The 22,959-nt window shown below is 59.7% G+C and carries 23 protein-coding genes; 10 read left to right on the forward strand and 13 right to left on the reverse strand.

The genetic code is table 11. The annotated features are described in order from the left end of the window. Positions 1 to 7: 7 nt before the first annotated feature. Positions 8 to 1,402: a NorM family multidrug efflux MATE transporter gene (locus AC0ZWN_RS23790; RefSeq protein WP_476336785.1), complete on the reverse strand. Its 1,395-nt coding sequence runs from the start codon at positions 1,400 to 1,402 to the stop codon at positions 8 to 10. A gap of 158 nt (positions 1,403 to 1,560) precedes the next feature. Here AC0ZWN_RS23790 and AC0ZWN_RS23795 point away from each other — a divergent pair, with 158 nt between their 5' ends. The 3 genes from AC0ZWN_RS23795 (at position 1,561) to AC0ZWN_RS23805 (ending at position 6,076) form a co-directional block, all read left to right on the forward strand. After that, positions 1,561 to 2,481 carry a LysR substrate-binding domain-containing protein gene (locus AC0ZWN_RS23795; RefSeq protein ID WP_007920406.1) on the forward strand — a complete coding sequence of 307 codons (921 nt, stop codon included), beginning with the start codon at positions 1,561 to 1,563 and terminating at the stop codon, positions 2,479 to 2,481. Positions 2,482 to 2,665: 184 nt separating this feature from the next. Then, positions 2,666 to 4,642, forward strand: a complete 1,977-nt coding sequence (locus AC0ZWN_RS23800) for a methyl-accepting chemotaxis protein (RefSeq protein WP_099757500.1) — start codon at positions 2,666 to 2,668, stop codon at positions 4,640 to 4,642. Positions 4,643 to 4,861: 219 nt separating this feature from the next. After that, entirely contained in the window at positions 4,862 to 6,076 is a 1,215-nt protein-coding gene (locus AC0ZWN_RS23805; RefSeq protein ID WP_476336788.1) for an aldose 1-epimerase family protein, read from the forward strand. Here the strand turns inward: AC0ZWN_RS23805 and AC0ZWN_RS23810 are convergent. The 4 genes from AC0ZWN_RS23810 to AC0ZWN_RS23825 all read right to left on the reverse strand — a co-directional run bounded on the left by AC0ZWN_RS23810 (position 6,073) and on the right by AC0ZWN_RS23825 (position 10,042). Continuing rightward, positions 6,073 to 7,566, reverse strand: a complete 1,494-nt coding sequence (locus tag AC0ZWN_RS23810; protein WP_476336790.1) for a YifB family Mg chelatase-like AAA ATPase — start codon at positions 7,564 to 7,566, stop codon at positions 6,073 to 6,075. The two genes, AC0ZWN_RS23805 and AC0ZWN_RS23810, sit on opposite strands and share 4 nt — an antisense overlap. A 596-nt stretch (positions 7,567 to 8,162) precedes the next feature. Beyond that, a complete protein-coding gene (locus AC0ZWN_RS23815; RefSeq protein WP_342593393.1) occupies positions 8,163 to 8,708 on the reverse strand; it encodes an N-acetyltransferase in 546 nt (181 codons plus the stop codon). A gap of 195 nt (positions 8,709 to 8,903) precedes the next feature. After that, positions 8,904 to 9,422 (reverse strand): BRO-N domain-containing protein, encoded by a 519-nt coding sequence (locus tag AC0ZWN_RS23820; protein WP_476336792.1) that lies wholly within the window; start codon positions 9,420 to 9,422, stop codon positions 8,904 to 8,906. Positions 9,423 to 9,781: 359 nt separating this feature from the next. Further along, positions 9,782 to 10,042, reverse strand: a complete 261-nt coding sequence (locus AC0ZWN_RS23825; protein ID WP_007920416.1) for an accessory factor UbiK family protein — start codon at positions 10,040 to 10,042, stop codon at positions 9,782 to 9,784. Between the two features lie 414 nt (positions 10,043 to 10,456). Here AC0ZWN_RS23825 and glnK point away from each other — a divergent pair, with 414 nt between their 5' ends. From glnK to sutA, 4 genes are all read left to right on the forward strand, one after another. Then, positions 10,457 to 10,795 (forward strand): P-II family nitrogen regulator, encoded by a 339-nt coding sequence (gene glnK / locus AC0ZWN_RS23830; protein WP_002555808.1) that lies wholly within the window; start codon positions 10,457 to 10,459, stop codon positions 10,793 to 10,795. Between the two features lie 38 nt (positions 10,796 to 10,833). Continuing rightward, entirely contained in the window at positions 10,834 to 12,171 is a 1,338-nt protein-coding gene (locus AC0ZWN_RS23835; protein ID WP_007920417.1) for an ammonium transporter, read from the forward strand. 215 nt (positions 12,172 to 12,386) lie between these two features. Next, positions 12,387 to 12,812 carry a secondary thiamine-phosphate synthase enzyme YjbQ gene (locus AC0ZWN_RS23840; protein WP_476336795.1) on the forward strand — a complete coding sequence of 142 codons (426 nt, stop codon included), beginning with the start codon at positions 12,387 to 12,389 and terminating at the stop codon, positions 12,810 to 12,812. Between the two features lie 102 nt (positions 12,813 to 12,914). After that, on the forward strand, positions 12,915 to 13,241 hold the full coding sequence (gene sutA / locus AC0ZWN_RS23845; protein ID WP_007920420.1) for a transcriptional regulator SutA: 327 nt from the start codon (positions 12,915 to 12,917) through the stop codon (positions 13,239 to 13,241). 189 nt (positions 13,242 to 13,430) lie between these two features. On the opposite strand, the gene AC0ZWN_RS23850 is transcribed toward sutA, so the two are convergent. From AC0ZWN_RS23850 to lptM, 6 genes are read right to left on the reverse strand one after another with little or no spacing between them, the layout of a single operon-like run. Further along, positions 13,431 to 14,138: an HAD family hydrolase gene (locus AC0ZWN_RS23850; RefSeq protein WP_476336797.1), complete on the reverse strand. Its 708-nt coding sequence runs from the start codon at positions 14,136 to 14,138 to the stop codon at positions 13,431 to 13,433. Then, complete coding sequence (gene xerC, locus AC0ZWN_RS23855; protein ID WP_007950060.1) at positions 14,135 to 15,034, reverse strand: tyrosine recombinase XerC; 900 nt, start codon at positions 15,032 to 15,034, stop codon at positions 14,135 to 14,137. The genes AC0ZWN_RS23850 and xerC overlap by 4 nt, the downstream gene beginning before the upstream one ends. A gap of 2 nt (positions 15,035 to 15,036) precedes the next feature. Beyond that, complete coding sequence (locus tag AC0ZWN_RS23860; protein WP_476336800.1) at positions 15,037 to 15,762, reverse strand: DUF484 family protein; 726 nt, start codon at positions 15,760 to 15,762, stop codon at positions 15,037 to 15,039. Positions 15,763 to 15,775: 13 nt separating this feature from the next. Continuing rightward, a complete protein-coding gene (dapF, locus tag AC0ZWN_RS23865; protein WP_007911094.1) occupies positions 15,776 to 16,606 on the reverse strand; it encodes a diaminopimelate epimerase in 831 nt (276 codons plus the stop codon). Between the two features lie 3 nt (positions 16,607 to 16,609). Further along, positions 16,610 to 17,857, reverse strand: a complete 1,248-nt coding sequence (lysA, locus tag AC0ZWN_RS23870; protein ID WP_476336802.1) for a diaminopimelate decarboxylase — start codon at positions 17,855 to 17,857, stop codon at positions 16,610 to 16,612. Positions 17,858 to 17,866: 9 nt separating this feature from the next. Further along, on the reverse strand, positions 17,867 to 18,040 hold the full coding sequence (gene lptM, locus AC0ZWN_RS23875) for an LPS translocon maturation chaperone LptM (protein ID WP_007911098.1): 174 nt from the start codon (positions 18,038 to 18,040) through the stop codon (positions 17,867 to 17,869). 317 nt (positions 18,041 to 18,357) lie between these two features. Here lptM and cyaY point away from each other — a divergent pair, with 317 nt between their 5' ends. The 3 genes from cyaY to rnk all read left to right on the forward strand — a co-directional run bounded on the left by cyaY (position 18,358) and on the right by rnk (position 19,458). Next, on the forward strand, positions 18,358 to 18,690 hold the full coding sequence (gene cyaY / locus AC0ZWN_RS23880; protein ID WP_476336804.1) for an iron donor protein CyaY: 333 nt from the start codon (positions 18,358 to 18,360) through the stop codon (positions 18,688 to 18,690). 4 nt (positions 18,691 to 18,694) lie between these two features. Then, positions 18,695 to 18,919 (forward strand): DUF1289 domain-containing protein, encoded by a 225-nt coding sequence (locus tag AC0ZWN_RS23885; protein ID WP_080750722.1) that lies wholly within the window; start codon positions 18,695 to 18,697, stop codon positions 18,917 to 18,919. A gap of 128 nt (positions 18,920 to 19,047) precedes the next feature. After that, the gene (rnk, locus tag AC0ZWN_RS23890) at positions 19,048 to 19,458 is read left to right on the forward strand and encodes a nucleoside diphosphate kinase regulator (RefSeq protein ID WP_007911103.1); all 411 of its coding nucleotides are present in this window, start codon (positions 19,048 to 19,050) and stop codon (positions 19,456 to 19,458) included. A gap of 6 nt (positions 19,459 to 19,464) precedes the next feature. On the opposite strand, the gene AC0ZWN_RS23895 is transcribed toward rnk, so the two are convergent. Next, entirely contained in the window at positions 19,465 to 22,308 is a 2,844-nt protein-coding gene (locus tag AC0ZWN_RS23895; protein ID WP_476336807.1) for a class I adenylate cyclase, read from the reverse strand. A 183-nt stretch (positions 22,309 to 22,491) separates the two neighbouring features. After that, positions 22,492 to 22,737 (reverse strand): TIGR02647 family protein, encoded by a 246-nt coding sequence (locus AC0ZWN_RS23900; protein WP_047596728.1) that lies wholly within the window; start codon positions 22,735 to 22,737, stop codon positions 22,492 to 22,494. Positions 22,738 to 22,959: the final 222 nt, after the last annotated feature.

Here is a 22,959-nt window from a genome sequence, read left to right on the forward strand (position 1 = left end):
GGGAGCTTCATTCAGGTTGAGGGATGTTGAAGCCCCGAGATTGCGGCTCCAGCCGAATCATCCGCTTCATCTTCCATTCAAACGCCAGCGTCAAACTCACCGCCGCACACGCCAGGCCCAGCGCCAATCCCCACCAGACACCCGTTGGCCCCCAGTTCAAGTGGAACGCCATCCACCACGCCGCCGGCGCGCCGATCAGCCAATAGCAAGCGAGCCCGACCAGAAACGTGGTCTTCGCATCCTTGAGTCCACGGATGCAGCCCATGGCAATCGTCTGCGTGCCGTCGAACAGCTCGAACCACGCCGCCACTGCCAGCAGGCTCACCGCCAGGCGAATCACCTCGGCAAACGCCGGATCATTGTGATCGAGGAACAACCCGACCAACTGGTTCGGCAACAGCCAGAACACCATCGCGAATCCCAACATCACCACCGCGCCAAAGACGATCCCGACCCGCCCGGACATCCGCGCATCGCTCAGTTGCCCGGCACCGTAATGCTGACCGACGCGCATGGTGATCGCGTACGACATGCCCGCCGGCACCATGAACGCCACCGAGACAATTTGCAGGGCAATCTGGTGCGCGCCCAACTGCGTGCTACCCATGGTGCCCATGCACAGAGCTGCGAACGCGAACAAACCGACTTCCACCGCATACGTGCCACCGATTGGCAGGCCGAGGCGCCACAACTCTTTCAGGTACTGCCGGTTCGGCCGCGACAGGCCCGCGCGCAGCGGGTACGCGTCATAGGCCGGATGCCGGCGGATGTGCCAGGCCAGCGCCAACGCCATGCAATTGGCGACAATCGCTGTGACCAGGCCGATGCCCGTCAGGCCCATTTTCGGCAGACCGAACATGCCGGTGATCAGCGCGTAATTGAGCAGGAAATTCGCCACCGTGCCGGCCAGGCTGATGACCATCACCGGTGTCGCCCGGCCGATTGCACTGGTGAAACCGCGCAGGGCCATGAAGCTCAGGTAGCCGGGCAGGGCGAACGGCAGCGCTATCAGGAATTGCCCGGCCGCGTTGACGTTGGTTTCGGTCTGACCGAACAGCAGCAACACCGGTTTCAGGTTCCACAACAGCAACCCGGCGCCCAGCGCCATCAGCCACGCCAGCCACAATCCGGCCTGGGTCAGACGCGCAGCGCCAATGATGTCGCCGGCGCCCTTGCGAATCGCCACCAATGTGCCGACCGCTGCAATCACGCCGATGCAGAAAATCGACACGAACGAGTAAGTCGCCGCACCGAGACCGCCGCCCGCAAGCGCTTCAGGACTCAGGCGCGCCATCATCAACGTGTCAGTCAGCACCATCAACATGTGCGCCAACTGTGAAGCAATCAACGGCCCTGCCAGCCGCAGAATGGCCCAGAGTTCGGTACGCACAGGATGCTGCATGGTCATCACCACTCAATTTCAGAGGGAACAGGAGACCGTCGATTCTCGGCGCTTGGCGGGCTTTGCACAAAGGGATAAAAAGGATGGGTGGCATGATTAAAACTCATCTTGAGTAAACGGTTTAAGATTGGTTTTATCCCGCTATCGGAGCTTTCTGCATGTCTCGTCGTCTTCCTCCCTTGTATGCCCTGCGCGCATTTGAAGCGGCGGCGCGACATAGTTCGTTCACCCGGGCTGCCGAGGAACTGTCGATTACCCAGAGTGCGGTAAGTCGGCATATTCGGACCCTCGAAGATCACTTCGCCTGTCGGCTGTTTCATCGCAGCGGGCGCAATCTGCAACTGACCGAAGCGGCGCGGTTGCTGCTGCCCGGGATCCGCGAAGGCTTCAGCGCGCTGGAGCGGGCCTGCAATACCTTGCGTGCCGAGGACGACATTTTGCGCATGAAAGCGCCCTCGACCCTGACCATGCGCTGGTTGCTCGCGCGCCTGAGTCGCTTCCGCCATTTGCAGCCTGGCAACGAAGTGCAACTGACCAGTGCGTGGATGGACGTCGATTCGGTGGACTTTAACGATGAGCCGTTCGACTGCGCGGTGCTGTTGAGTGACGGGCATTTTCCGCCGGATTGGGAGGCGAGCCTGCTGTTTCCTGAAGAGCTGATTCCGGTGGGGGCGCCAAACCTGCTGAATGATCAGCCGTGGGATCTGGCTCGACTGGCTTGCACCGAATTACTTCACCCGACACCGGACCGTCGCGATTGGCGCAGTTGGCTGGAACACATGGGGCTGTCCGATCAGGTGTCACTCAAGGGTGGGCAAGTGTTCGATACCCTCGAATTGGGCATGATCGCGGCGGCGCGCGGGTACGGTGTATCGATGGGCGACCTGTTGATGGTCGCCGAAGATGTGGCGCAGGGAAGGCTGAGCCTGCCGTGGCCAACCGCGGTCGCCAGCGGCTTGAATTACTACCTTGTGTGGCCAAAGACCCGCCCGGGAGGTGAACGTTTGCGCCGTCTCAGCGACTTTCTGCAAAGCGAAGTCCGCGCCATGGAGTTGCCGGCGGTTGCGCGCTTGAGCTGAAACGTTAGAGCCGCCACAATACCGGCCTTGTGCCATAACCTTGTTTTCCGCTCAAGTATTTGGATCCACCGCCGAATACGTGCTTGTGGAACCGTCGTGCCGGTATCCACGATTCACCCACACAACCAGAAAAATTTCCGAGTCGAGATCAAGGAGGATCCCGTGGCTCGGCCAGGAGCTGTCCATGTCTCAACCTCGCGCTCGGATTGCCTCGCAGCTGGGCCTCGCGCTCGCTGTAATACTGGCGATAGTTATCAGTGGCAGTACGGTGTTCGCCTTGCGTTCGCTGGACTCCGCCAACCTCGCCACCCGTGAAGAGCATCTGGCCAGTGAGGCGCGGCTGCTGGCCGACCAACTGAGCACCTTCCACGGCACGCTGCGTGAAAGCACCCAGCGCCTGAGCGGGCTGTTCGAGAAGCGCTTCAGCGTAGGTCTGAGCATTCACCCGAGTGAGCCTGTGAATGTTGCCGGCACCCAGACCCCGGGCCTGCACCTGGGCAGCGAAGTGCTGAACAACAACTTCAAGGAAGTCGACGAGTTCAAGCAGATGACCGCCGGCGTCGCCACACTGTTCGTGCGCAGCGGCGAAGACTTCATCCGCGTCAGCACTTCGCTGACCAAACAGGATGGCACCCGTGCCATCGGCACCTTGCTCGATCACGCGCACCCGGCCTACGCGAAGTTGATGGCGGGGCAGGGTTACGTCGGTCGCGCCTTGCTGTTCGATCGCTCCTACATGACCCAATACACCCCGGTGCGTGATGGCAGCGGCAAGGTGATTGCGGTGCTGTTCGTCGGCTTCGATTACACCGACGCGCAGAACATCCAGTTCGATAACCTCAAGCGCTTCCGCATTGGCCAGAGCGGTTCGCTGGCGTTGCTCGACGAGCAAAACAAATGGCTGGTCGCGCCAGCGGGGGTGCAGGCGCTGGATCAAGCCGTTCCGGTGATCAAAGGTTTGGCTGCAAAGCCGGGCAAGGGTGAGTTCTGGAGCGACACCTCGGAAGATTTCTACAGCATTGCCGTGCCGTTCGATGGCGGGCCATGGTCGGTCGTGGCGAGCATGCCGAAAGCCGAGATCCGCGCGGTGACCTGGAGCGTGGGTACGCAACTGGCCATTGGCAGTCTGTTGGCGATGCTGCTGGCGGTCGGATCTGTGGTCTGGCTGCTGCGCAGCAAACTGGCGCCTCTGGGGGATCTGGTGCGTCAGGCCGAGGCCTTGGGCGCCGGTGATCTGAGCGTTCGCCTGAACGTATCGAGCAACGATGAAATCGGTCAGTTGTCGCGCGCGTTCAACCAGATGAGCCAGGCGCTGTCGACCATGGTCGAGCACATCCGCCGCTCTTCGGAAGAGGTCAATAGCCGTGCCCAGGCCCTGTCCGGTTTGTCCGGTGGTGCGTATGAAGGCATGGAGCAACAATCTGGCGAAATCACCAGCATGGCCGGCGCGGTGGAAGAGTTCAGTGCGACGTCGTTGAACATCGCCGACAACATGGGCGCGACCCAGCGTCTGGCGCAGGAAAATGCCCAGCAAACGCAGATTGGCCGCAGCTCGATGGAAGAAGCGTCGTCCTCGCTGGAGCAAATCGCTGGCGCCCTGAACAGCACCGCCACCGTGATCAACACCCTCGGTCAGCGCTCGCAGGAAATCGGCGGCATCGTGGGTGTGATCACCTCGATCGCCGAGCAGACCAACCTTCTGGCACTTAACGCAGCAATCGAAGCTGCCCGTGCTGGTGAGCAGGGTCGTGGCTTTGCTGTGGTGGCCGATGAAGTGCGCAGCCTGGCTTCGCGCACCCGTCAGGCGACCGACGAGATTTCCAGCATGATCCACAGCATCCAGCAGGAAACCGGCAACGCGATCAGCACCATGGAGCAGGGCAATGTGCTGATGCAGGAAGGCTTGTCGCGCAACGCCAACGTGGCGTCGGCGCTGGCGCGTATCGATGAGCAGAGCCGTTCGGCGGGGCAGCAGTTTGCTGCGATTACCACGGCCACTCAGGAGCAGAGCAGCACTGCGACCTTGTTGAGCAGCAACTTGCAGAGCATTGCGTTGGCGAACAGTGAGCAGCGTGAGGTTGTGTCGAACTTGGCTGTTACGGCTAAAGAGCTGGAGAAACTGGCGGCGGATTTGCGTTCCGAGGTTGATCGCTTCCGTTGATGGGTGGCTGAAATCGCTATCGCGAGCAGGCTCACTCCTACAGGTATATCGGTTGGTCGCAATTTTTGTGGTCACTGAAGATCCCTGTAGGAGTGAGCCTGCTCGCGATCGCCTCACTGCCAATCCTGGGTAAAACACTCGAGCTCTTTCTCTTTCATACTTGCTGAAACGTTTCCGCAGCGCTATAAAAATGGCACAACTCCAATAAAGGCTGCTGCCATGACCCCGCTCAAACTCGCCGTCGCCCTCGGCGCATTCTCTGCTGCTTCCCACGCCTTGGCTTGGGATTACGTCCTTCTCGATACCAACAAGCCCGCGCAAAACTGGACCATCACCAGTGAGCAGCTCGGCGTGAAAACCGCCAAACCCTTCTCCGTGAGCCTGCGTACCTTGCACGGTGGGCGGCAAGAAGGCGTCAGCATCGTCGATATCGATAACGGCGCGATGAAACTCTCGGTGGTGCCCACCCGAGGCATGAACGTCTTGCAGGCTTCTGTCGGCAACGTGCGGATGGGTTGGGATTCGCCGGTCAAGGACGTGGTCAACCCGGCCTTTATCGAGCTCAACGGGCGTGGTGGGCTGGGTTGGCTGGAGGGCTTCAATGAACTGGTCGCCCGCTGCGGTTACGAATGGGTCGGCCATCCCGGCATCGACAATGGCGAACTGCTGACCTTGCACGGCCGCGCCGCCAACATCCCGGCCAGCACCGTCACCCTGCACATCGATGAAAAGCCGCCCTACGCCATCAGCCTGCGTGGCGAATTGAAAGAACAGGCCTTCAAGAAAGTCGACTTCTCGGTCGTCACTGAACTGGTCACCGAACCCGGCAGTGTGCGTTTCGCACTCAACGATACGCTGAGCAACAACGGCGACTATCCGAAGGAATACCAGGCGCTGTATCACAGCAATTTCAGCACGCCGTTCCTCGAGCAGGGCGCACGTTTTGCTGCACCGGTTAAACAGGTATCGCCGTTCAACGACAAGGCCAAGGGCGATCTGGCCGATTGGCAGACCTATCGCGCGCCGACCAAGGACTACGACGAAACCGTCTACAACGTTGTGCCTTACGCCGATGCCAAAGGCGAAACCCTGACTGTTTTGCACAATAAGGCCGGCAGCCTCGGTGTTTCTGTTGGCTTCAATACCCAGCAGTTGCCGGTGTTCTCCCTGTGGAAAAATACCGACACTCAAGGCCAGGGCTACGTCACCGGGCTGGAGCCGGGCACCAGCTTTTCCTACAACCGTCGCTATCAGCGCCCGCTGAATCTGGTGCCGACCATTGCACCCAAGGAACACAAACAGTTCCAGATCAGCTACAGCCTGCTCGCGGACAAAGGTGCTGTGGAGAACGCCTTGAAGCGTGTGAGCGAGATTCAGGCCGGGCGTGAAACCGAAGTGCGGCAGACGCCGTTGGTTGATCTGACCGAGCATTAAGGTGTCGCCGGCCGGTATTGCAGTGCCTCGGCCAAGTGTTCGCGTTTGATTGCATCGACTTGCTCAAGGTCTGCCAGAGTGCGGGCGACCTTGAGCAGGCGATGGGCCGAGCGCAGCGAAAGCGTCAGGCGTTCACAGGCTGATTCCAGCCATTTCTCATCGGCTGTGGATAACTTGCAGTGCCGCTTCAATCCCGGCAGATCGAGAAACGCATTGGCACAGCCCTGCCGCTTCTGCTGTCGTTCGCGAGCCTCGGCTACCAGTGCTGCGGCGCTGGCGCTGTCTTCTCCCGGCTTTACCTGCGGGTTCAACGCCGTCGCTTCCCGCGCCACTGTCAGGTGCAAGTCGATCCGGTCCAGCAACGGCCCCGACAGTTTGTTGCGATAGCGCTGCACCATGTCCGGCGTGCAGGAACACTTGCCACTCGGCTCGCCAAGATATCCACAGGGACACGGGTTCATCGCCGCCACCAACTGAAATCGCGCCGGGAAACGCACGCGATCCTTGGCCCGGGCAATCACGATATGCCCGGACTCCAGCGGCTCGCGCAGCACCTCCAGCACCTTGCGATCAAACTCCGGCAGCTCATCGAGAAACAGCACGCCGTGATGGGCGAGGGTAATCTCACCGGGTTGCGGTTTTGAGCTGCCACCGACCAGCGCTGGACCGGATGCGGAATGGTGCGGCTGGCGAAACGGCCGCTGTGGCCAATGGGTCAATGGCACGCCGCTGGCGACAGATTGAATCGCCGCAACCTCAAGGGCTTCGCATTCGGACAGCGGCGGGAGCAGTCCCGGCAATCGACTGGCCAACAGCGTCTTGCCCGTCCCCGGGGGGCCGCTGAACAACAGGTTGTGCGCGCCTGCCGCCGCAATCAGCAAAGCGCGTTTGGCTGCCATTTGCCCTTGCACTTCGTTGAGGTCAGGATAGGGTCTGGCGGCATGGATCAAACCATCCGACACGTAGGGTTCCACTGGCGTATGCCCATTGAAATGCGCCACTGCTTCCAGCAGATGATCCACCGCAAAAACCTTCAACCCTGAAGCCAGACACGCCTCCTCGGCATTCGCCCGAGGCACCACCAGCGCACGCCCGGCCTTGCGCGCCGCCAGTGCCGCCGGCAACACCCCGCGCACCGGCCGCACGGCACCGGACAACGCCAACTCGCCAAGACATTCCACATCATCCAGCGTCAGACACGGTACCTGCACACTCGCCGACAGTATCCCCAAGGCAATCGCCAGATCAAACCGCCCGCCATCCTTGGGCAGATCCGCCGGCGCCAGATTCAGGGTGATCCGCCGCGCCGGAAACTGCAGCCCGGAATTGATGATCGCGCTACGCACCCGATCCTTGCTCTCCTTCACCGCCGCCTCGGGCAGACCGACCATGGTCAGCGACGGCAGGCCGTTGGCCAGATGGACTTCGACGGTGACAGCGGGGGCTTCCACGCCAATCTGGGCGCGACTGTGGACGATGGAGAGGGACATGGTCGTTCCTTGAGCTGAATCGGGGGGCCGCTTCCTGCGGGTTTTTTAAGGGTAGTTGAGCCGGGTTTCAGTGCTGGAATAGAGGTTTACAAGACGTATCAAAACCCAATGGCGCGGCACTGCTTCCCTGAATTGGAGCGTTGACTCTCGACCGGCATTGACGGATCATCCCGTCCGAGGACTGCAACTGCGCATTCGTCGGGACTGGGCACCAGTAAAAGCTCCCCCGCATTTTTGGCAGCAGAGAAAGCTGGTTTTTCTGAAGTAGTGACGACGGGCCAGCTCGTCGGATTCTGAACCCATGGTTGCAAAGCCAGGAGCTAAAGAATCGCTGCGACTACTCCTCCAAACACAAAAAAGGCGTCCTATGGACGCCTTTTTATTTTTGACTCAGGATCTTCTACCGGCCAGCGGGCCGCTTGGCTCAAGCTCTGGCCCACACGTAACAGCAACTTCAATAAATCGCCGTTGGTTGGCTGACATATCCCCAGCCAACCGGAGTGCTTCGAGATGTAGTTCAACAATCTGAAGAAGCTTTGCCTTTCGCTTTTTTGGGCTCATACGCACCTCGTACGATTGGGTTGTTGATTTCGATGTTATTGACCGTTCACAGAAATGACAAGCCGGTTGGTATGGTCGAATTCGAACCCCAGTTTCCGGTAGTAAAAAACAACATTCGGATCAGGATCCTGAATTTCGATTTCTTTGCATCCTAGCGCTCGCGCATAGTGATCTGCGACAAGCAGAGCAATCGGCGCGATCCTGCCGCGAAGCGGGTGCGCCCTGTCCGGATGCCCTTCCAACAGAATAATCTTTAAGCAGATAGAGCTTGCGCGCGGGGTCGCATAGCACATGCCGCAAAGAATCTGTTTGAACCATATCGCCAAATCCAGACCTTTCGCATCTTTACTTTTCCAGTCTGCAACGTCATCCCAAGGGAAAATTGTTGGCCCCTCCCAGAGAAAGTATTGCTTTATCGCTGCTGGGGTAATTGGCTCAAACTTGACCGCTGCTGCATCAATATTTGGGATTCTCGGGGCAATGTTCTTTAGAAAGAATTTGTAGGCGATCTTTCGCGAGTTTGATCTGAATGTCTGGTTACGAAGATCCGTTGCTTTGCCTTTTCTTCTCATTGTTTTCATCTGTTTGGATCTGGTCGCAGAAGATAGCCAGCAGAGAGGGGGCAGCGAAATCAGACGTGGGGGACGCGTTTTGTAGGACGTTACTTCTGTGAGTGGAGGATTTCGGAGTAGGGGGGGCGAGTTAACGAAGACACAAGACAGGTCATTTCAGTGGTATCACTGAAATGACCGTTGGTGAGGTTGCAGCGCAAAAATTCAGATCAATTGCAGAGCCTTTCTCCACCATGAGTTCACAACCGTGCGGTTTGCTTGTTCTCGCTCCGTCACCATGTGTGGCACATCCTGCAACCGTATCCACGGCTGATTATTCCAATGCAACAAACTCAACGTCATGTCCGGCCAACTGAGCAAGCTGAGATGTGGGCGTTCGCTTGTGCTGGGGTGTTGGGCGTCGCGCAGGGTGGGGATGACCTGGTGGGTGATCCATTCCCGCAGGGCTCGGTATTCGGGGCAGTAGTGGTAGACGAGGAGGGCGTAGATGCCGGATTCGCTGATCAGCAGGGCGTTTTCGATCTGGTTGTGGATCAAGGTTTTGCGGGTTTGGTATTGGTCGTGGTCGAGTTTTCGCAGCATGCGTTCGTTGAGGTAGATGTGCAGCAGGCGACTCAGGTCTCGGGCGCAGAACCAGGGTTGGTTCTGGATGAGGAGGGCGTGGAGGGGGAGTTTGTGGCGGGTGAAGATGTGCGGGCTTAGATAAGTCTCTTCTTGATTCATGGAGCAGTTCCTCTTGCTTAAGGGGCTGCCCTCAATCGTCGCCAAACGATTGGGTGGCAGTTGTACGCGGGTTGGCGAACCGGAGCAAAAGGAACCCGGCAGACCCGAAGGTCTCCCACGCACAACCGCCATGAAACGATGTGGCGGTAAATGTAGCCGCCATCATGGTTGTCGTGCGCCTTAAGCTGTTCGGGTCGCCAAACCCGGTGCTGAACATTCAGCATCGGGTGAGCTTAGAAACCTGGGCTTTTCGGCGCAATCGGACGGCGGTCATTCAGGTTGTAGGACGTTGCCGGGATGGTTGAAGGGCTGGAGATCAAAAGATCGCAGCCTTCGGCAGCTCCTACAGGGGGCGCGGATTATTCAGCGGGCGGCGTCAGCTTTGCTTCCATCTCGGCGACTTTGGCTTCGAGGCTTTCGAGGCGAGCGCGAGTACGCGCCAACACAACCATCTGACTATCGAATTCTTCCCGGCTCACCAGGTCGAGTTTGCTGAAGGCGCTTTGCAGCAGCATCTTGAACTGGCTTTCGATTTCGGCTTTCGGCAGCGGGGTGTCGCCGCTGAACAGGCGTGAGGCGGTGCCGCTCAGGGCGTCGAGGAAGTCTTTGGGCGCGAGCATGGAATGTGTCCTGTAAACAGTGGCGGGCAGTGTATCACGCAGTGTCTATAGTCACTGATGCAGGCATGGATGCACGCTTTTCGCGCAAGAGGGCGGGCGGCGACGCACCGTTGTTGTGCGTAACCGTCGGGCCTTTTTCGCGCTAACGCCTGTGGCAGCGGCCAAGGGATTGAAATCAGGGGAATTTGGCGAGATGGCAAGCTTTCTGCTTAGTCGGTAGTGACCCATGCACTGATGCAGTCGCTGTGACGAATGCAGTGCGGCAGACGGAGCGGGGAGTTTCGTCGGCAGCGGTTAGCTGGCGTCAGTCGGGCAGGTAAGGCCGACGATGCGTTACAAAGCCAGGCACTGCGCTTAGACTTGAGTCGGGTTTGTTTTCCTGGGGCAAGTCCACCAATTCGGGAGAGAGTTTTCATGAAGCTAGTCACTGCCATCATCAAGCCGTTCAAGTTGGACGACGTGCGCGAGTCGCTGTCCGAAATCGGCGTGCAGGGCATTACCGTTACTGAAGTTAAAGGCTTCGGCCGGCAGAAGGGTCACACCGAGCTGTATCGCGGCGCGGAATATGTGGTCGATTTTCTGCCCAAGGTGAAAATCGACGTGGCCATCGACGACAAGGATCTTGATCGGGTTATCGAGGCGATAACCAAAGCGGCCAACACCGGCAAGATCGGTGACGGCAAGATCTTCGTGGTCAATCTGGAACAGGCGATCCGCATCCGTACCGGCGAAACCGATACCGACGCGATCTAAGCGCCGCCACAAACCCCAACGCCCCAGGAGAAAACAATATGACTCTGCGTAAATTCGCAGGGCTAGGAGCCCTGTTGTCCATCGTAATGCCAAGCCTTGCAATGGCGGCAGACGAAGTGGCGGCCCCGGTCCTCAATTCCGGCGACACTGCCTGGATGCTCACCTCGACAGCCCTCGTGCTGTTCATGACCATCCCGGGCCTGGCGCTGTTCTACGGCGGCATGGTTCGCTCGAAAAACATTCTTTCCGTGATGATGCAGTGCTTCGCCATTACCGGTCTGATCAGCATCCTGTGGGTCATTTATGGCTACAGCATTGCGTTCGACACCACCGGCATGGAGCAGGGCGTCGTCAACTTCAACTCGTTCTTCGGCGGCATGGGCAAGGCGTTCCTCGCCGGTGTCACGCCTTCGAGCCTGACCGGCCCAGCGGCTTTGTTCCCTGAGGCGGTGTTCATCACCTTCCAGATGACCTTCGCGATCATCACCCCGGCGCTGATCGTCGGTGCGTTCGCTGAGCGGATGAAGTTCTCCGCGATGCTGATCTTCATGGGCATCTGGTTCACCCTGGTTTACGCACCGATTGCGCACATGGTCTGGTCCGGCAACGGCGGCCTGATGTGGGACTGGGGCGTACTCGACTTCGCCGGCGGCACCGTGGTGCACATCAACGCTGGTGTGGCTGGTCTGATTGCCTGCCTGGTATTGGGCAAGCGCAAAGGCTTCCCGACCACCCCGATGGCGCCGCACAACCTCGGTTACACCCTGATGGGCGCGGCGATGCTGTGGGTCGGCTGGTTCGGCTTCAACGCCGGCTCCGCTGCAGCGGCCAACGGCACTGCCGGCATGGCGATGCTGGTCACTCAGATTGCTACCGCTGCTGCGGCACTGGGCTGGATGTTTGCCGAGTGGGTCACCCACGGCAAGCCAAGCGCACTGGGTATCGCATCGGGTGTGGTTGCCGGTCTGGTAGCGATAACTCCGGCTGCTGGCACCGTGGGCCCGATGGGCGCATTGGTGATTGGTCTGGCCGCAGGCGTGGTGTGCTTCTTCTGCGCCACAACCCTGAAACGCAAACTCGGTTATGACGATTCCCTGGACGCGTTCGGCGTGCACGGTATCGGCGGTATCCTCGGCGCGATCCTCACCGGTGTGTTCGCTGCGCCGGCGTTGGGTGGCTTCGGCACCGTTACCGATATCGGTGCGCAAGTGTGGATTCAGGTCAAAGGCGTGGGCTTCACGGTGATCTACACCGCGATCGTCACCTTCATCATCCTCAAGGTCCTGGACGCCGTCATGGGTCTGCGTGTGACCGAGGAAGAAGAGTCGGTGGGCCTCGATCTGGCACAACACAACGAACGCGGCTACAACCTGTAAGTACGCGCACTAAAAAACTTGCCCGGTTCGCCGGGCATTTTTTTGTCTGGAATTTGTCGCAAAGAGAGCAGCTGAAAGGATTTTTCGTACGGCTTTGGTCGTGTTTACGACGAGCGTTTTTCTACGGCCAATGGCTTACATCATTGCAGGAATATTAGGGCCTTTGTTTTTTCCCAGAGCGCGCTAGAATGCGCCCCGAACGTGCGGAGAACTGTATGTGGCAACAGACTCTGATAACCCTGCGGGCACGGCCCCGGGGCTCTCATCTGGTGACGGACGAGTTGATCACAGGGCTGCCTGAACTCAGGGAGTGCCGGGTCGGTCTGTTGCATTTGTGGCTGCAGCATACCTCGGCGTCGTTGACCATCAACGAGAACGCCGATCCGGCGGTACGTCGCGACTTCGAACGATTTTTCAATCGTCTGATCCCACAAGGAACAGACGGCTATGAGCATAACGACGAAGGCCTGGACGACCTCCCGGCGCACTTCAAGGCCAGCGTGCTTGGCTGCCAGATCAGTCTGCCGGTTTCGGCAGGTCGCCTGGCACTGGGAACCTGGCAAGGCGTTTATCTGGGCGAGCACCGTGATCATGGCGGTGCCCGAAAAGTCCTCGCCACCTTGCACGGTGAAGGGGCGTAAACCGTTGGTCATCAATGGTTACTGATTTTTTAACGGCGACTTTCGACAGTTGCCAAAGCTGGTCTATAACTAATCTGCTTTTCGCAAGTCATGAGGTAGAACATGAGCGACGATGATCTGGAAAACGACGACCTCGAAGTAGGCGACGAAGACGAGGCCGAAGAAGGCCTGGAAGCAGCAGCGGAAGACGTTGCTGACGACGATGGCGGTGACGATACGCCGGCCCCGGCTGCCAAAGGCAAAGCCAAGGCTGCGGTGTCGGTAGATGAGTTGCCGAGCATTGAAGCCAAGAACAAGGAACGCGACGCCCTGGCCAAGGCCATGGAAGAGTTCCTGTCGCGAGGCGGCAAGGTTCAGGAAGTGGAGGCCAACGTGGTCGCCGATCCTCCGAAAAAGCCGGACAACAAGTACGGCAGCCGCCCTATCTGAGGCGTGCCGCTGGCTTGCTGAAAAGGCCCGCCGTCGCTGCGGGCTTTTTCATGCCTGGAATAAATGAGCTGAAGTGAATACTGTTCCCTTGTGGGAGCGAGCTTGCTCGCGAATGCGGTAGGTCGTACAGCATTGCAGTGACTGACCTGACGCTTTCGCGAGCAAGCTCGCTCCCACAGGGTTTGTGGATTATTTCGAGGTGGCATTCCAGCGTGCGAGTACGGCTGGCAAATCACTCAGGCTGCGAATCTCGGCATCCGGCAGACGATCCGCTTCCCAGACTTTCCCCGCCGGATTAAACCAGATTGCCCGCAACCCCGCCTGTTGTGCTCCAGCGATGTCATCGCCCGGATGATCGCCAATATGCACGGCTGTTTCGGCTGTAGCACCACCACGCTGTAAAGCTTCATGAAACAACCGGGCATCCGGTTTGGCGATGCCGATATCTTCCGCGCACAACGCAAACTTGAAGTAATCCGCCAACCCCAACCGCCGCACATCGGCGTTGCCGTTGGTGACCACGCCAAGCGCATAGTGATTGGCGAGAATCTCCAGCACCGGCTCAACTTCAGGGAACACTTCGATCTGATGCCGCGCATGCAGAAACACTTCAAAGCCCTTGTCGGCCAGATCGGATGCCTCGCCATGGGCGTACCCGGCGTCTTCCATCGCATGAAACAACACCCGCCGCCGAAGCGCACTGATGCGATGTTTCAACCCCGGCTCATTGGCCAGCACCCGCTCACGAATCCCCCACAAATGCTCCACCGGCACTGCACCCAGATTCGGCGCATGTTCGCTCAGCCATTCGCGCAATATCGCTTCGGCGCTGACGATCACCGGAGCGGTGTCCCACAAGGTGTCGTCGAGGTCGAAGGTGATCAACTGGATGCTCATGAATCATCGCCTTTCATGCGTTTAGCCCGTGGGTGGGCACTGTCGTAGACCGCCGCCAGGTGCTGGAAGTCCAGGTGGGTGTAGATCTGCGTGGTCTTGATGTCCGAGTGGCCGAGCAATTCCTGCACCGCGCGCAGATCCTGCGAGGATTCGAGCAGGTGGCTGGCGAAGGAGTGGCGCAGCATGTGCGGGTGCAAGTTCTGCCCCAGTTCGCGTTCGCCGGCCAGTTTCACTCGCACCTGAATCGCCCGTGGACCGAGGCGTCGGCCTTGCTGGCTGACGAATACGGCGTCGTCTGCGGGGTTGGTCATGGCCCGCAGAGGCAGCCATTGTTCGAGGGCTTCGCGGGCCTTTTTGCCCACCGGCAGCAGCCGGGTTTTACTGCCCTTGCCGAGGACTTGAACCATGCCATCGGCGAGGTCGAGTTGATCGAGATTGAGTCCGGTCAGTTCGGAAAGACGCAGGCCGGAAGAATAGAACAACTCAAGAATCGCCTGATCGCGCCGCGCGAGAAAATCATCCTCGACCGCGCCTTCAAGCAGTTGCAGTGCGCGATCAGTATCGAGGGTTTTCGGCAGTCGGCGCTCGCCTTTTGGCGGTGCCAGACCCGTCGCCGGATCGTGGTCGCAAAGACCTTCGCGATTCAGATAGTGATAGAGCCCGCGTACTGCCGATAGCAGCCGGGCGAGACTGCGTGAGGATTGGCCCTGCGCATGCAGACGGGCGATTAGGCTGCGCAGGCGCTGAATGTCTAGCGCCGCCCAGCTGCCGATGTTCTGTTTGACGCACCAGCCAAGGACTTTATCGAGGTCGCGGCGATAGGCCGAGAGCGTGTGCGGCGACACCTGTCGCTCACTGCGCAGGTGTTCGCAGTAAGCGTCCAGTTGCCGTTCCATGCTCAGCGTACCGAGCGCAGGGAGCTATTGACCCGTGGCAGCACACGGCCCATGACTTCGGCGATGTAGCTGAGGAACAGCGTACCGACCGAACTCTTGTAGTGCTGCGGATCACGGCTGGCGATCGCCAGAATGCCGTGGATGCCTTGATGACTGACCGCGACCACGGCGGTGGAGCCGATCTGTTTGCGCTGTTCTTCGCCGAAAAGAAAATCCAGCTCATGCTCACGCAGGCTGCCGCTGACGCTTTTGCCTTCGGTAAGCAAGCCGCCGATGGCGACTTGGGCGTCAGCGTGAGTGACCCAGCGACCGACCGGCGCCGGGTTGTCACCGAGCAGGATCAGGCTGACAAAGGGCACCTGAAAATCCTGGCGCAGGCTGTCTTCGACGCTGATCACCACGTCTTCGAGGCTGGCGGCGTCCATCAGGGACAGTATGAGACGGCGGGTCTTGTCGAACAGTCGATCGTTGTCGCGGGCGACGTCCATCAACTGCGAGAGGCGATGGCGCATCTCGATGTTACGGTCGCGCAGAAGGGTCATCTGCCGCTCGACCAGCGAAACGGTATCGCCACGCTGGTGGGGAATACGCAGGGCGGGCAGCAGTTCTTCGTGCTCGACGAAGAAGTCCGGATGAGCCTCGAGGTATGCGGCAATCGCTGCCGCCTCCAGGCTCTCGGACGCTGATTCGTCGGACTGTCGGGCGGGTACCTGAGGCTTATCGGTCATGGTTTCTGCTCACTCAAAGACGTACTTGTCCTTCGTATACACGCACTGCCGGACCGGTCATCAGCACCGGTTGGCCAGGGCCTGCCCATTCAATGGACAGACGCCCGCCGGGCAGGTCGATCAATAGCGGCGAATCCATCCACCCCTGGCTGATCGCAGCGACAGCCGCTGCACAGGCGCCGGTACCGCAGGCCTGGGTTTCCCCGGCACCGCGTTCCCACACGCGCAACTGCGCACGGTTACGGTCGATGACCTGGAGAAAACCGACATTCACTCGCGCGGGGAAGCGCGGATGGTGTTCGATTTTCGGCCCCAGCTCATGCACCGGTGCACTGTTGATGTCCTGCACGCGCAACACGGCGTGCGGGTTGCCCATCGACACTGCGGCCAGTTCGACCGTGGTGCCGTCGACTTCCAGCTGATAGCTGGTCGCTTGCGCTGGCGCTTCGAACGGAATGTCCGCTGGCACCAGACGCGGGGCGCCCATGTTCACGCCGATCTGGCCGTCGTTACGCACGTCCAGTTCGATGATGCCGCCCTTGGTCTCGACGCGAATCTGCCGTTTGGCGGTCAGACGCTTGTCGAGCACGAAGCGTGCAAAGCAGCGCGCACCGTTGCCGCACTGCTCGACTTCCGAGCCATCGGAATTGAAGATCCGGTAACGGAAATCCACGTCCGGATTGCTCGGTGCCTCAACGATCAGCAACTGGTCGAAACCGATGCCGGTGTGGCGGTCGCCCCACTGCTTGGCGTGCTTTGGCTGAATATGCGCGTGCTGGCTGACCAGGTCGAGAACCATGAAGTCATTGCCCAAGCCGTGCATTTTAGTAAAACGCAGCAGCATGGGTTACTCCGGCAGCAGGCTTTCGCCGGCAAACAGCTCGGCCACGGTTTCGCGGCGGCGCACTTCAAAAACCTGAGCACCGTCTACCAACACTTCGGCAGCACGGCCACGGGTGTTGTAGTTGGAACTCATCACAAAACCGTAGGCGCCGGCCGAATGCACGGCCAGCAGATCGCCTTCGGCCAGGGCCAATTCGCGGTCCTTGGCGAGGAAGTCACCGGTTTCGCAGATCGGGCCAACGATGTCGTATTTGCGCGCAGCGGTGTCACGCGGTTTGACCGCGGTAACGTCCATCCACGCCTGATACAGCGCCGGGCGGATCAGGTCGTTCATCGCTGCGTCGACGATGGCGAAATCCTTGTGTTCGGTGTGCTTGAGGTACTCGACCTGAGTCAGCAGCACGCCGGCGTTGGCAACGATGAAACGGCCTGGCTCGAACACCAGCGCCAGATCACGACCGTTGAGACGCTCGCGCACGGCTTTGATGTAGTCGGCAGCCAATGGCGGCTCTTCATCACGATAACGCACACCCAGACCACCACCGAGATCGATGTGGCGCAGGTGAATGCCGCAATCGCCGAGACGGTCGACCAGATCCAGCAGGCGGTCGAGCGCGTCGAGGAACGGTGGCAGGGTGGTCAGTTGCGAACCGATGTGGCAGTCGACACCGACCACTTCCAGGTTCGGCAGATGCGCGGCGCGCACGTACACGTCTTCGGCGTCGGCGATGGCGATGCCGAACTTGTTCTCTTTGAGACCGGTAGAAATGTACGGGTGGGTGCCGGCATCGACGTCCGGGTTCACGCGCAGCGAAACCGGGGCGCGAACGCCCAGCTCGGCGGCGACCACTTGCAGGCGCTCCAGCTCGTCGGTGGATTCGACGTTGAAGCAGTGCACGCCGACTTCGAGGGCGCGACGCATGTCGTCACGGGTCTTGCCGACACCGGAGAAGACGATCTTGTCAGCGCTGCCGCCAGCGGCCAGAACGCGTTCCAGCTCGCCACGGGAAACGATGTCGAAACCGGCACCGAGACGGGCCAGGATATTCAGTACGCCGAGGTTGGAGTTGGCCTTGACCGCAAAGCAGACCAGGTGCGGCATGCCGGCCAAGGCATCGGCGTAAGCCAGATACTGAGCTTCGATATGCGCGCGCGAGTACACATAAGTAGGCGTACCGAAACGATCGGCGATGGCGGACAGCGCCACACCTTCCGCGAACAGTTCCCCGCCACGGTAGTTAAAAGCGTCCATGGCGATCCCTTATTGGTAAACGTCGTGCTTATGTGCTTTGGACGGTTGCTTCTGCGAAGACTGGGCTTGCTCGGCCGGGTCCTGATCGTCATCCGGCAGGTACAGCGGGCCTTTTTGACCACAGGCCGAAACGAGGCAGGCAACCGCGACGAGCGCAGCAAGGGAAGAGATCAGGCGCTTCATGGCGAAATCCTTGAAAATGCGTTAATTGCGCCGGAGTATACCGGCCACCCGGCGGCTTGCCTATGTGATGGCCTTCCCGTCCGGCGGGGCTTGCCCGTGAGCACTGGTAACCCTATGGGAGCGAGCCTGCTCGCGATGGCGGTGTGTCAGGCAACAATAATGTTGAATGTGCCGGCCATTCGCGAGCAGGCTCGCTCCCACAGGGTTGGGTGTTCGATGCCCTGACCGGTGCTTGGTCGTTAATCTTTGCAATCGGCCAGCAGCGTCCGTATCTTTCTGCGCTTGTGCCTGATCAGACATTTTTTGAGGTTGCCGCAATGAGTTTGTCCGAAGCCCGTTTCCACGATCTGGTCGATGAAACCCAGGAAAAACTGGAAGACATCTTTGACGAGAGCGACCTGGACATCGATCTGGCAAGTTCGGCCGGTGTGCTGACCGTCAAGTTCGAAAACGGCTCGCAGCTGATCTTCAGCCGCCAGGAGCCGCTGCGTCAGCTGTGGCTGGCAGCGGTGTCCGGTGGTTTCCACTTCGACTACGACGAAGAAAGCGAGCGCTGGATGTGCGACAAGAGCGAAGAGCAACTGGGCGAAATGCTTGAGCGCATCGTCAAGCAGCAGGCTGGCGCTGAATTCGATTTCGAAGGTCTGTGATTCCGTGACTGACACCGCTCCCGTTCGTCCACCGAAGCCGCTGTACAGCAACATCAGCCCGGCCGTGCCTTCGCCGTGCAGTGGCGTTTGCCGATTGGATGAGCAGAAGGTCTGCCTCGGCTGCTTCCGCCATGTCGAAGACATTCGCGAATGGCGTTCGGCGGACGACGAGCGGCGACGTGTGATTTGCGCGCAGGCGTCGCAGCGCAAACAGTGCGGCGGGGCGTGACTTGTATATTTTTTGAGCTGTGATAGTGTCCGAACACGCCTCAACCCATCGAGGCCTGGTGAAAACCCCGTCTTTTTTGGCGGGGTTTTGCTTTTTTTGTGTGCAGAAGAAAGGAGTCTGCCCGGATCATGACCGCACCTTCCATCACCCTTACCCGTCTGGACGTGCAACGTCTGGAGCGCCTGATCGACAGCCTGGATGACACGCTGCCGGGCGTGATTGCGCTGCAAACCGAGCTGGACCGCGCCGACACCGTGGTCGGTCACGATGAAGTGCCCGCCGATGTCGTGACGATGAATTCCCGTGTGCATTGCCGCGAAGAAGGCAGTGGCAAGGATTACCACCTGACGCTGGTTTATCCGAAGGACGCCAACGCCGATGAAGGCAAGATCTCGATCCTGGCTCCGGTCGGCAGCGCGTTGCTGGGCCTGAAAGTCGGTCAGCACATTGACTGGCCGGCACCCGGTGGCAAGACCCTCAAACTGACTTTGCTGGAAGTCGAATCGCAACCGGCCAACGGTGGCGCGTTTCCCGAGTAACCCGCCTCAGACCTGTTCGAGTGCCTCGTTCAGAGCGCGCTCCAGGTCAGCCTTGTAGCGCAGATACAGATTGCTTGAACTCTGCCCGTCACCGATCAGGCCGGAAAGGTCGAGGTCGGTGATGTAGCAGCGATAGCGTTCGCTCTCGCGGCGCTGCTCGACGATCTCCCGGGCGACCACGCTGAACAGCTGGTCGCCATGTTCCAGTTCGCTGAATTCCCGTTGATTGCAATACAGCGTGACCTGCACTTCGCCAGGTGCGGCTTTGCCGACGATCGCCTGCACGTCGTAGAACGGCTTGTTCACCGGTGTCTGCGGTGCCGGCCGCGCTTCGACCCGGCGCGCGCGCCCCGGACCTGAAGGCAATAGCTGGTAATACAAAGTGTCGAGACGGCCGTCGGGACCGGCGTCCATCGGCAGCACGGCTTCGCGGCGGAACAGAATCGATTGCAGGAAGCGTTGCAATGGCACCAACAGACTCTGCTCGTCGTGATAGGGCAAATGTTGCTGCCACAGCGCGTTGAACTCATCCAGCACGTACAGCTCGGCCTGCTGCTCGGTGATCCGATAGAACACTTGAATGCACTCCGGCTGACCCATCGGCAGGATCAGCGCAAGGTCGTTATCTTCCAGTGCCATGGGATCCAGGTGCAGCGGACTGTAGCGCGGCTGTTCTTCGCCAAGGTAATCGAGCAGGGCCGGCAGGGTGGCAAGCGCCACATGATTGACCTGACCCGGCACCAATTCCAGCACGTGATAATGCTGCTGCACCTGAATCAGGTAGCGATGGTTCAACTCGCTGAGCAACAGGTTCTGCGCGGTGTCGATGATTTCTTCAACGCGACGGGCAATGAACTGCGCGCGGTTGTGGCAGAAGCAGCGCACCTTCAATGACGGCTGCAACGGCCCGCGCGGCAGGTTGTTGAGGTAATCGCGTAGGCAGTCGAGCAGGGCATGCGGGCCGTCGAAGCGGTTGACCAGTACTTCGTTCCAGCTATTGAGCGTGACCTGATCCAGCGTCAGCACGAGGTTTTCGCGCACCCCGGCGTAACTCAGCGAGTCGGTACGCTCGGTGGTCATCAGGATATTCAGGTCGCGGTGATGCTTGAGCGGGTCGACGCCGACGTTGACCAGAATCAGCACTTCGCTTGGCACCGCTGCACGCAGCAACGGCTCTTCCGCGACGGTGGGCAAGGGCAGGGCGATGCACTGTTGCAGGCTGCCGAGCAGGTTGAACAGCTCGAACTCGCTCAGGTCGCTGGTGCCGGGATGCAGGGCCAGGCGGGTGCTGCTGTCGATCACGCCGTTGCGGTGGCACCAGGTCAGCAGCTCCAGTAACTCGCGGCTGCGCTTGATCGGTGCGAAGTGTTCCCACTCCAGTGCGGTCAGGCTGCCGTTATACAAGCCCCACTGGGTTTGTCCCGGTTCCTTCTTGTTGCGCGACTGCACCAGGGTCAGGGTGTCTTCGGCCAGATCCGGGGCGATGCCGGGGTTGATGAACTCGACCTTGTCGGCCTTGCGTTCGAAGGCTGCGTAGAGCCGGCGCCCCAGCACATTGAGATCGCGTTTATTGATCAGGCTGACGGTTTGTTCTGTGCGGGCGAACTGGGTCAGGAAGCGATAGCTGTAGTTCAGCTCATTGACCAGCGCGCGGCGTTCGGCGCTGACCTGGCGGACTTTCCACTGACTGCGGCTGTCGAGCAGCGTCAGTTGCCGCTGATCCCAATGCCACTCGCTGGCCAGCCGTTCCAGCAACGTGCGTTGCCAGCTCTGGGTGCGGCTATTGCCGGTGAGCTTGCGGTTGACCTTCAGGTACAACGCGCGACGAACCAGCTCCAGCCGTTCCGGCTCGTTGCGCGCGGTGAGGTATTCCTCGATACGCCGGTACACGACCATGTACGGGTCCAGTTCATCCAGATCCAGCTGGTTGGCGAACACGGCTTTTTTGAAGCGCAGGCTCAGACATTGCACCTGCGGGTGTTCGCTGGCGTAGACCTCGGTCAGCAGCAGCTTGAGCACCGATTTGTAGGGTGACTCGATGCCCTTGAACAACTGCCACAATCCGGCGCCGATGAACTCGCCCGGCGGAATCCGCGCCAGATGACCAAGGTCGAGGGTTTCGTCGGCGCGGATAAAGCGCTTGGACAGCAGGGTGTGGGTGTAAAGGTCGTAGGCGGTTTCTTCGTAAACCGGCACCAGCCACCAGATCGGTGTGCGCCCGGCCAGCCAGATCGCGGTGCGGTAAAACTCGTCCAGCAGCAGATAGTGCTGAGTGCTGCCGCAGTTTTCCGAGCTGAGCTGGGTGTCGCGTTCGCCTTTGACGAAGCGCTCCGGGTCGATCAGGAAAAAATGCGCTTCGGCGCCCTGACTCGCGGCCCAGGCTTCCAGCAGCTGGCATTTTTTGCGCAGTTCGGCGAGCTCGCTTTCGTTCAAGTCCGGCGCGTGGCAGACCCACACGTCCATGTCACTCTGATCGGCCTGTGCCAGCGTGCCAAGGCTGCCCATCAGGAACAGGCCGTGAATCGGTCGCGGCGGATTGCTGCCGTGACGCGGTTTGTACGAAAACGAACGAGTCAGACGCTGTGCGTCGATCAGCACGTTGGCGTCGGGCTCGTAATTCGACAGGCCGGCCGGCGTGCTGCCCGACACGTAGCCCGGCAGCAGCGGGTGATTAACATGAAAGAACAGCGGCAACAGCGTCAACACACTTTGCTGGCGTGTCGACAACCCTTCAAGGGCGCGGCCGAGGCGGCCTTCATTGAGTTTGAGAAAGCGCGCGCGTAGCTGGCTGAGTACCTTGCGGTCGATGCCTTCGTCCAGGTCAGGGCGGATTTCGTGGGTGCGCGTCATGTCAGCTCAAACCGGCTCGCAGGCTCGGACGAAGAGGGTCTCGGAATGGGAGGCAGTTTAGCCTTTGCGCAGCGGGACTTTTAAGCTGAATTTGTTTTTTGACGTCAGATTTCTATCGCGGATGGCCGGGCAGGCCCGCGGAAATCCCGTGGCAGGAGTTCCCGTGGGCGAAGTCAGGGGGAATCAGGCGGTTTCCTGCTCTCTCAGAATGGTCAGCACGGTTTGCACACTTTGTGCGGCATCGCGACCGAGGCTGGTCAGATACCCGCCATCGGGCTGGTCGGTCAGTTCTTTTTCGAAGAGGCGTTTGGCAGCGGCGATGTGTTTCGGGGCAGCGGTCTGATGAATTTTCAGACCTTCCTGGGAACTGTCCAGGTTGAAGAGTGCGAGGACTTCCAGTTCGGCAACCAACTCAGGGGTAAGCGACATAAGGACTCCAGACTTTCTAGGAATTGGACGACAGCGTCCCTAAGGTGAACCCGCTTTTGCGGCATGTCCAGTGCTCAGATCAGGGATTTTGTCTTGAGGCGGATTGCAGTGTAGTCGGGAGGCGGGAGTTGGCTGGATGGATACGTTACAAACATTGTAGGAGTGAGCCTGCTCGCGAAGCTTTTGGCTTTTAGCGGCTAGCGATCAGCGCCTGACCGCGTA

Source organism: Pseudomonas sp. 3B-A001-10F, from assembly GCF_056313565.1.

Excerpts from the sequence above, each read along its gene's own strand:
- AC0ZWN_RS23860 (WP_476336800.1), bottom strand. The coding sequence starts at position 15,762 with ATGACCGATAAGCCTCAGGTACCCGCCCGACAGTCCGACGAATCAGCG.
- AC0ZWN_RS23835 (WP_007920417.1), top strand. The coding sequence starts at position 10,834 with ATGACTCTGCGTAAATTCGCAGGGCTAGGAGCCCTGTTGTCCATCGTA.
- sutA (WP_007920420.1), top strand. The coding sequence starts at position 12,915 with ATGAGCGACGATGATCTGGAAAACGACGACCTCGAAGTAGGCGACGAA.
- cyaY (WP_476336804.1), top strand. The coding sequence starts at position 18,358 with ATGAGTTTGTCCGAAGCCCGTTTCCACGATCTGGTCGATGAAACCCAG.
- AC0ZWN_RS23790 (WP_476336785.1), bottom strand. The coding sequence starts at position 1,402 with ATGCAGCATCCTGTGCGTACCGAACTCTGGGCCATTCTGCGGCTGGCA.
- AC0ZWN_RS23810 (WP_476336790.1), bottom strand. The coding sequence starts at position 7,566 with ATGTCCCTCTCCATCGTCCACAGTCGCGCCCAGATTGGCGTGGAAGCC.
- AC0ZWN_RS23895 (WP_476336807.1), bottom strand. The coding sequence starts at position 22,308 with ATGACGCGCACCCACGAAATCCGCCCTGACCTGGACGAAGGCATCGAC.
- lysA (WP_476336802.1), bottom strand. The coding sequence starts at position 17,857 with ATGGACGCTTTTAACTACCGTGGCGGGGAACTGTTCGCGGAAGGTGTG.
- glnK (WP_002555808.1), top strand. The coding sequence starts at position 10,457 with ATGAAGCTAGTCACTGCCATCATCAAGCCGTTCAAGTTGGACGACGTG.
- AC0ZWN_RS23815 (WP_342593393.1), bottom strand. The coding sequence starts at position 8,708 with ATGAAAACAATGAGAAGAAAAGGCAAAGCAACGGATCTTCGTAACCAG.
- AC0ZWN_RS23805 (WP_476336788.1), top strand. The coding sequence starts at position 4,862 with ATGACCCCGCTCAAACTCGCCGTCGCCCTCGGCGCATTCTCTGCTGCT.
- AC0ZWN_RS23795 (WP_007920406.1), top strand. The coding sequence starts at position 1,561 with ATGTCTCGTCGTCTTCCTCCCTTGTATGCCCTGCGCGCATTTGAAGCG.
- dapF (WP_007911094.1), bottom strand. The coding sequence starts at position 16,606 with ATGCTGCTGCGTTTTACTAAAATGCACGGCTTGGGCAATGACTTCATG.
- lptM (WP_007911098.1), bottom strand. The coding sequence starts at position 18,040 with ATGAAGCGCCTGATCTCTTCCCTTGCTGCGCTCGTCGCGGTTGCCTGC.
- AC0ZWN_RS23800 (WP_099757500.1), top strand. The coding sequence starts at position 2,666 with ATGTCTCAACCTCGCGCTCGGATTGCCTCGCAGCTGGGCCTCGCGCTC.
- AC0ZWN_RS23825 (WP_007920416.1), bottom strand. The coding sequence starts at position 10,042 with ATGCTCGCGCCCAAAGACTTCCTCGACGCCCTGAGCGGCACCGCCTCA.
- AC0ZWN_RS23820 (WP_476336792.1), bottom strand. The coding sequence starts at position 9,422 with ATGAATCAAGAAGAGACTTATCTAAGCCCGCACATCTTCACCCGCCAC.
- AC0ZWN_RS23900 (WP_047596728.1), bottom strand. The coding sequence starts at position 22,737 with ATGTCGCTTACCCCTGAGTTGGTTGCCGAACTGGAAGTCCTCGCACTC.
- AC0ZWN_RS23840 (WP_476336795.1), top strand. The coding sequence starts at position 12,387 with ATGTGGCAACAGACTCTGATAACCCTGCGGGCACGGCCCCGGGGCTCT.
- xerC (WP_007950060.1), bottom strand. The coding sequence starts at position 15,034 with ATGGAACGGCAACTGGACGCTTACTGCGAACACCTGCGCAGTGAGCGA.
- AC0ZWN_RS23850 (WP_476336797.1), bottom strand. The coding sequence starts at position 14,138 with ATGAGCATCCAGTTGATCACCTTCGACCTCGACGACACCTTGTGGGAC.
- rnk (WP_007911103.1), top strand. The coding sequence starts at position 19,048 with ATGACCGCACCTTCCATCACCCTTACCCGTCTGGACGTGCAACGTCTG.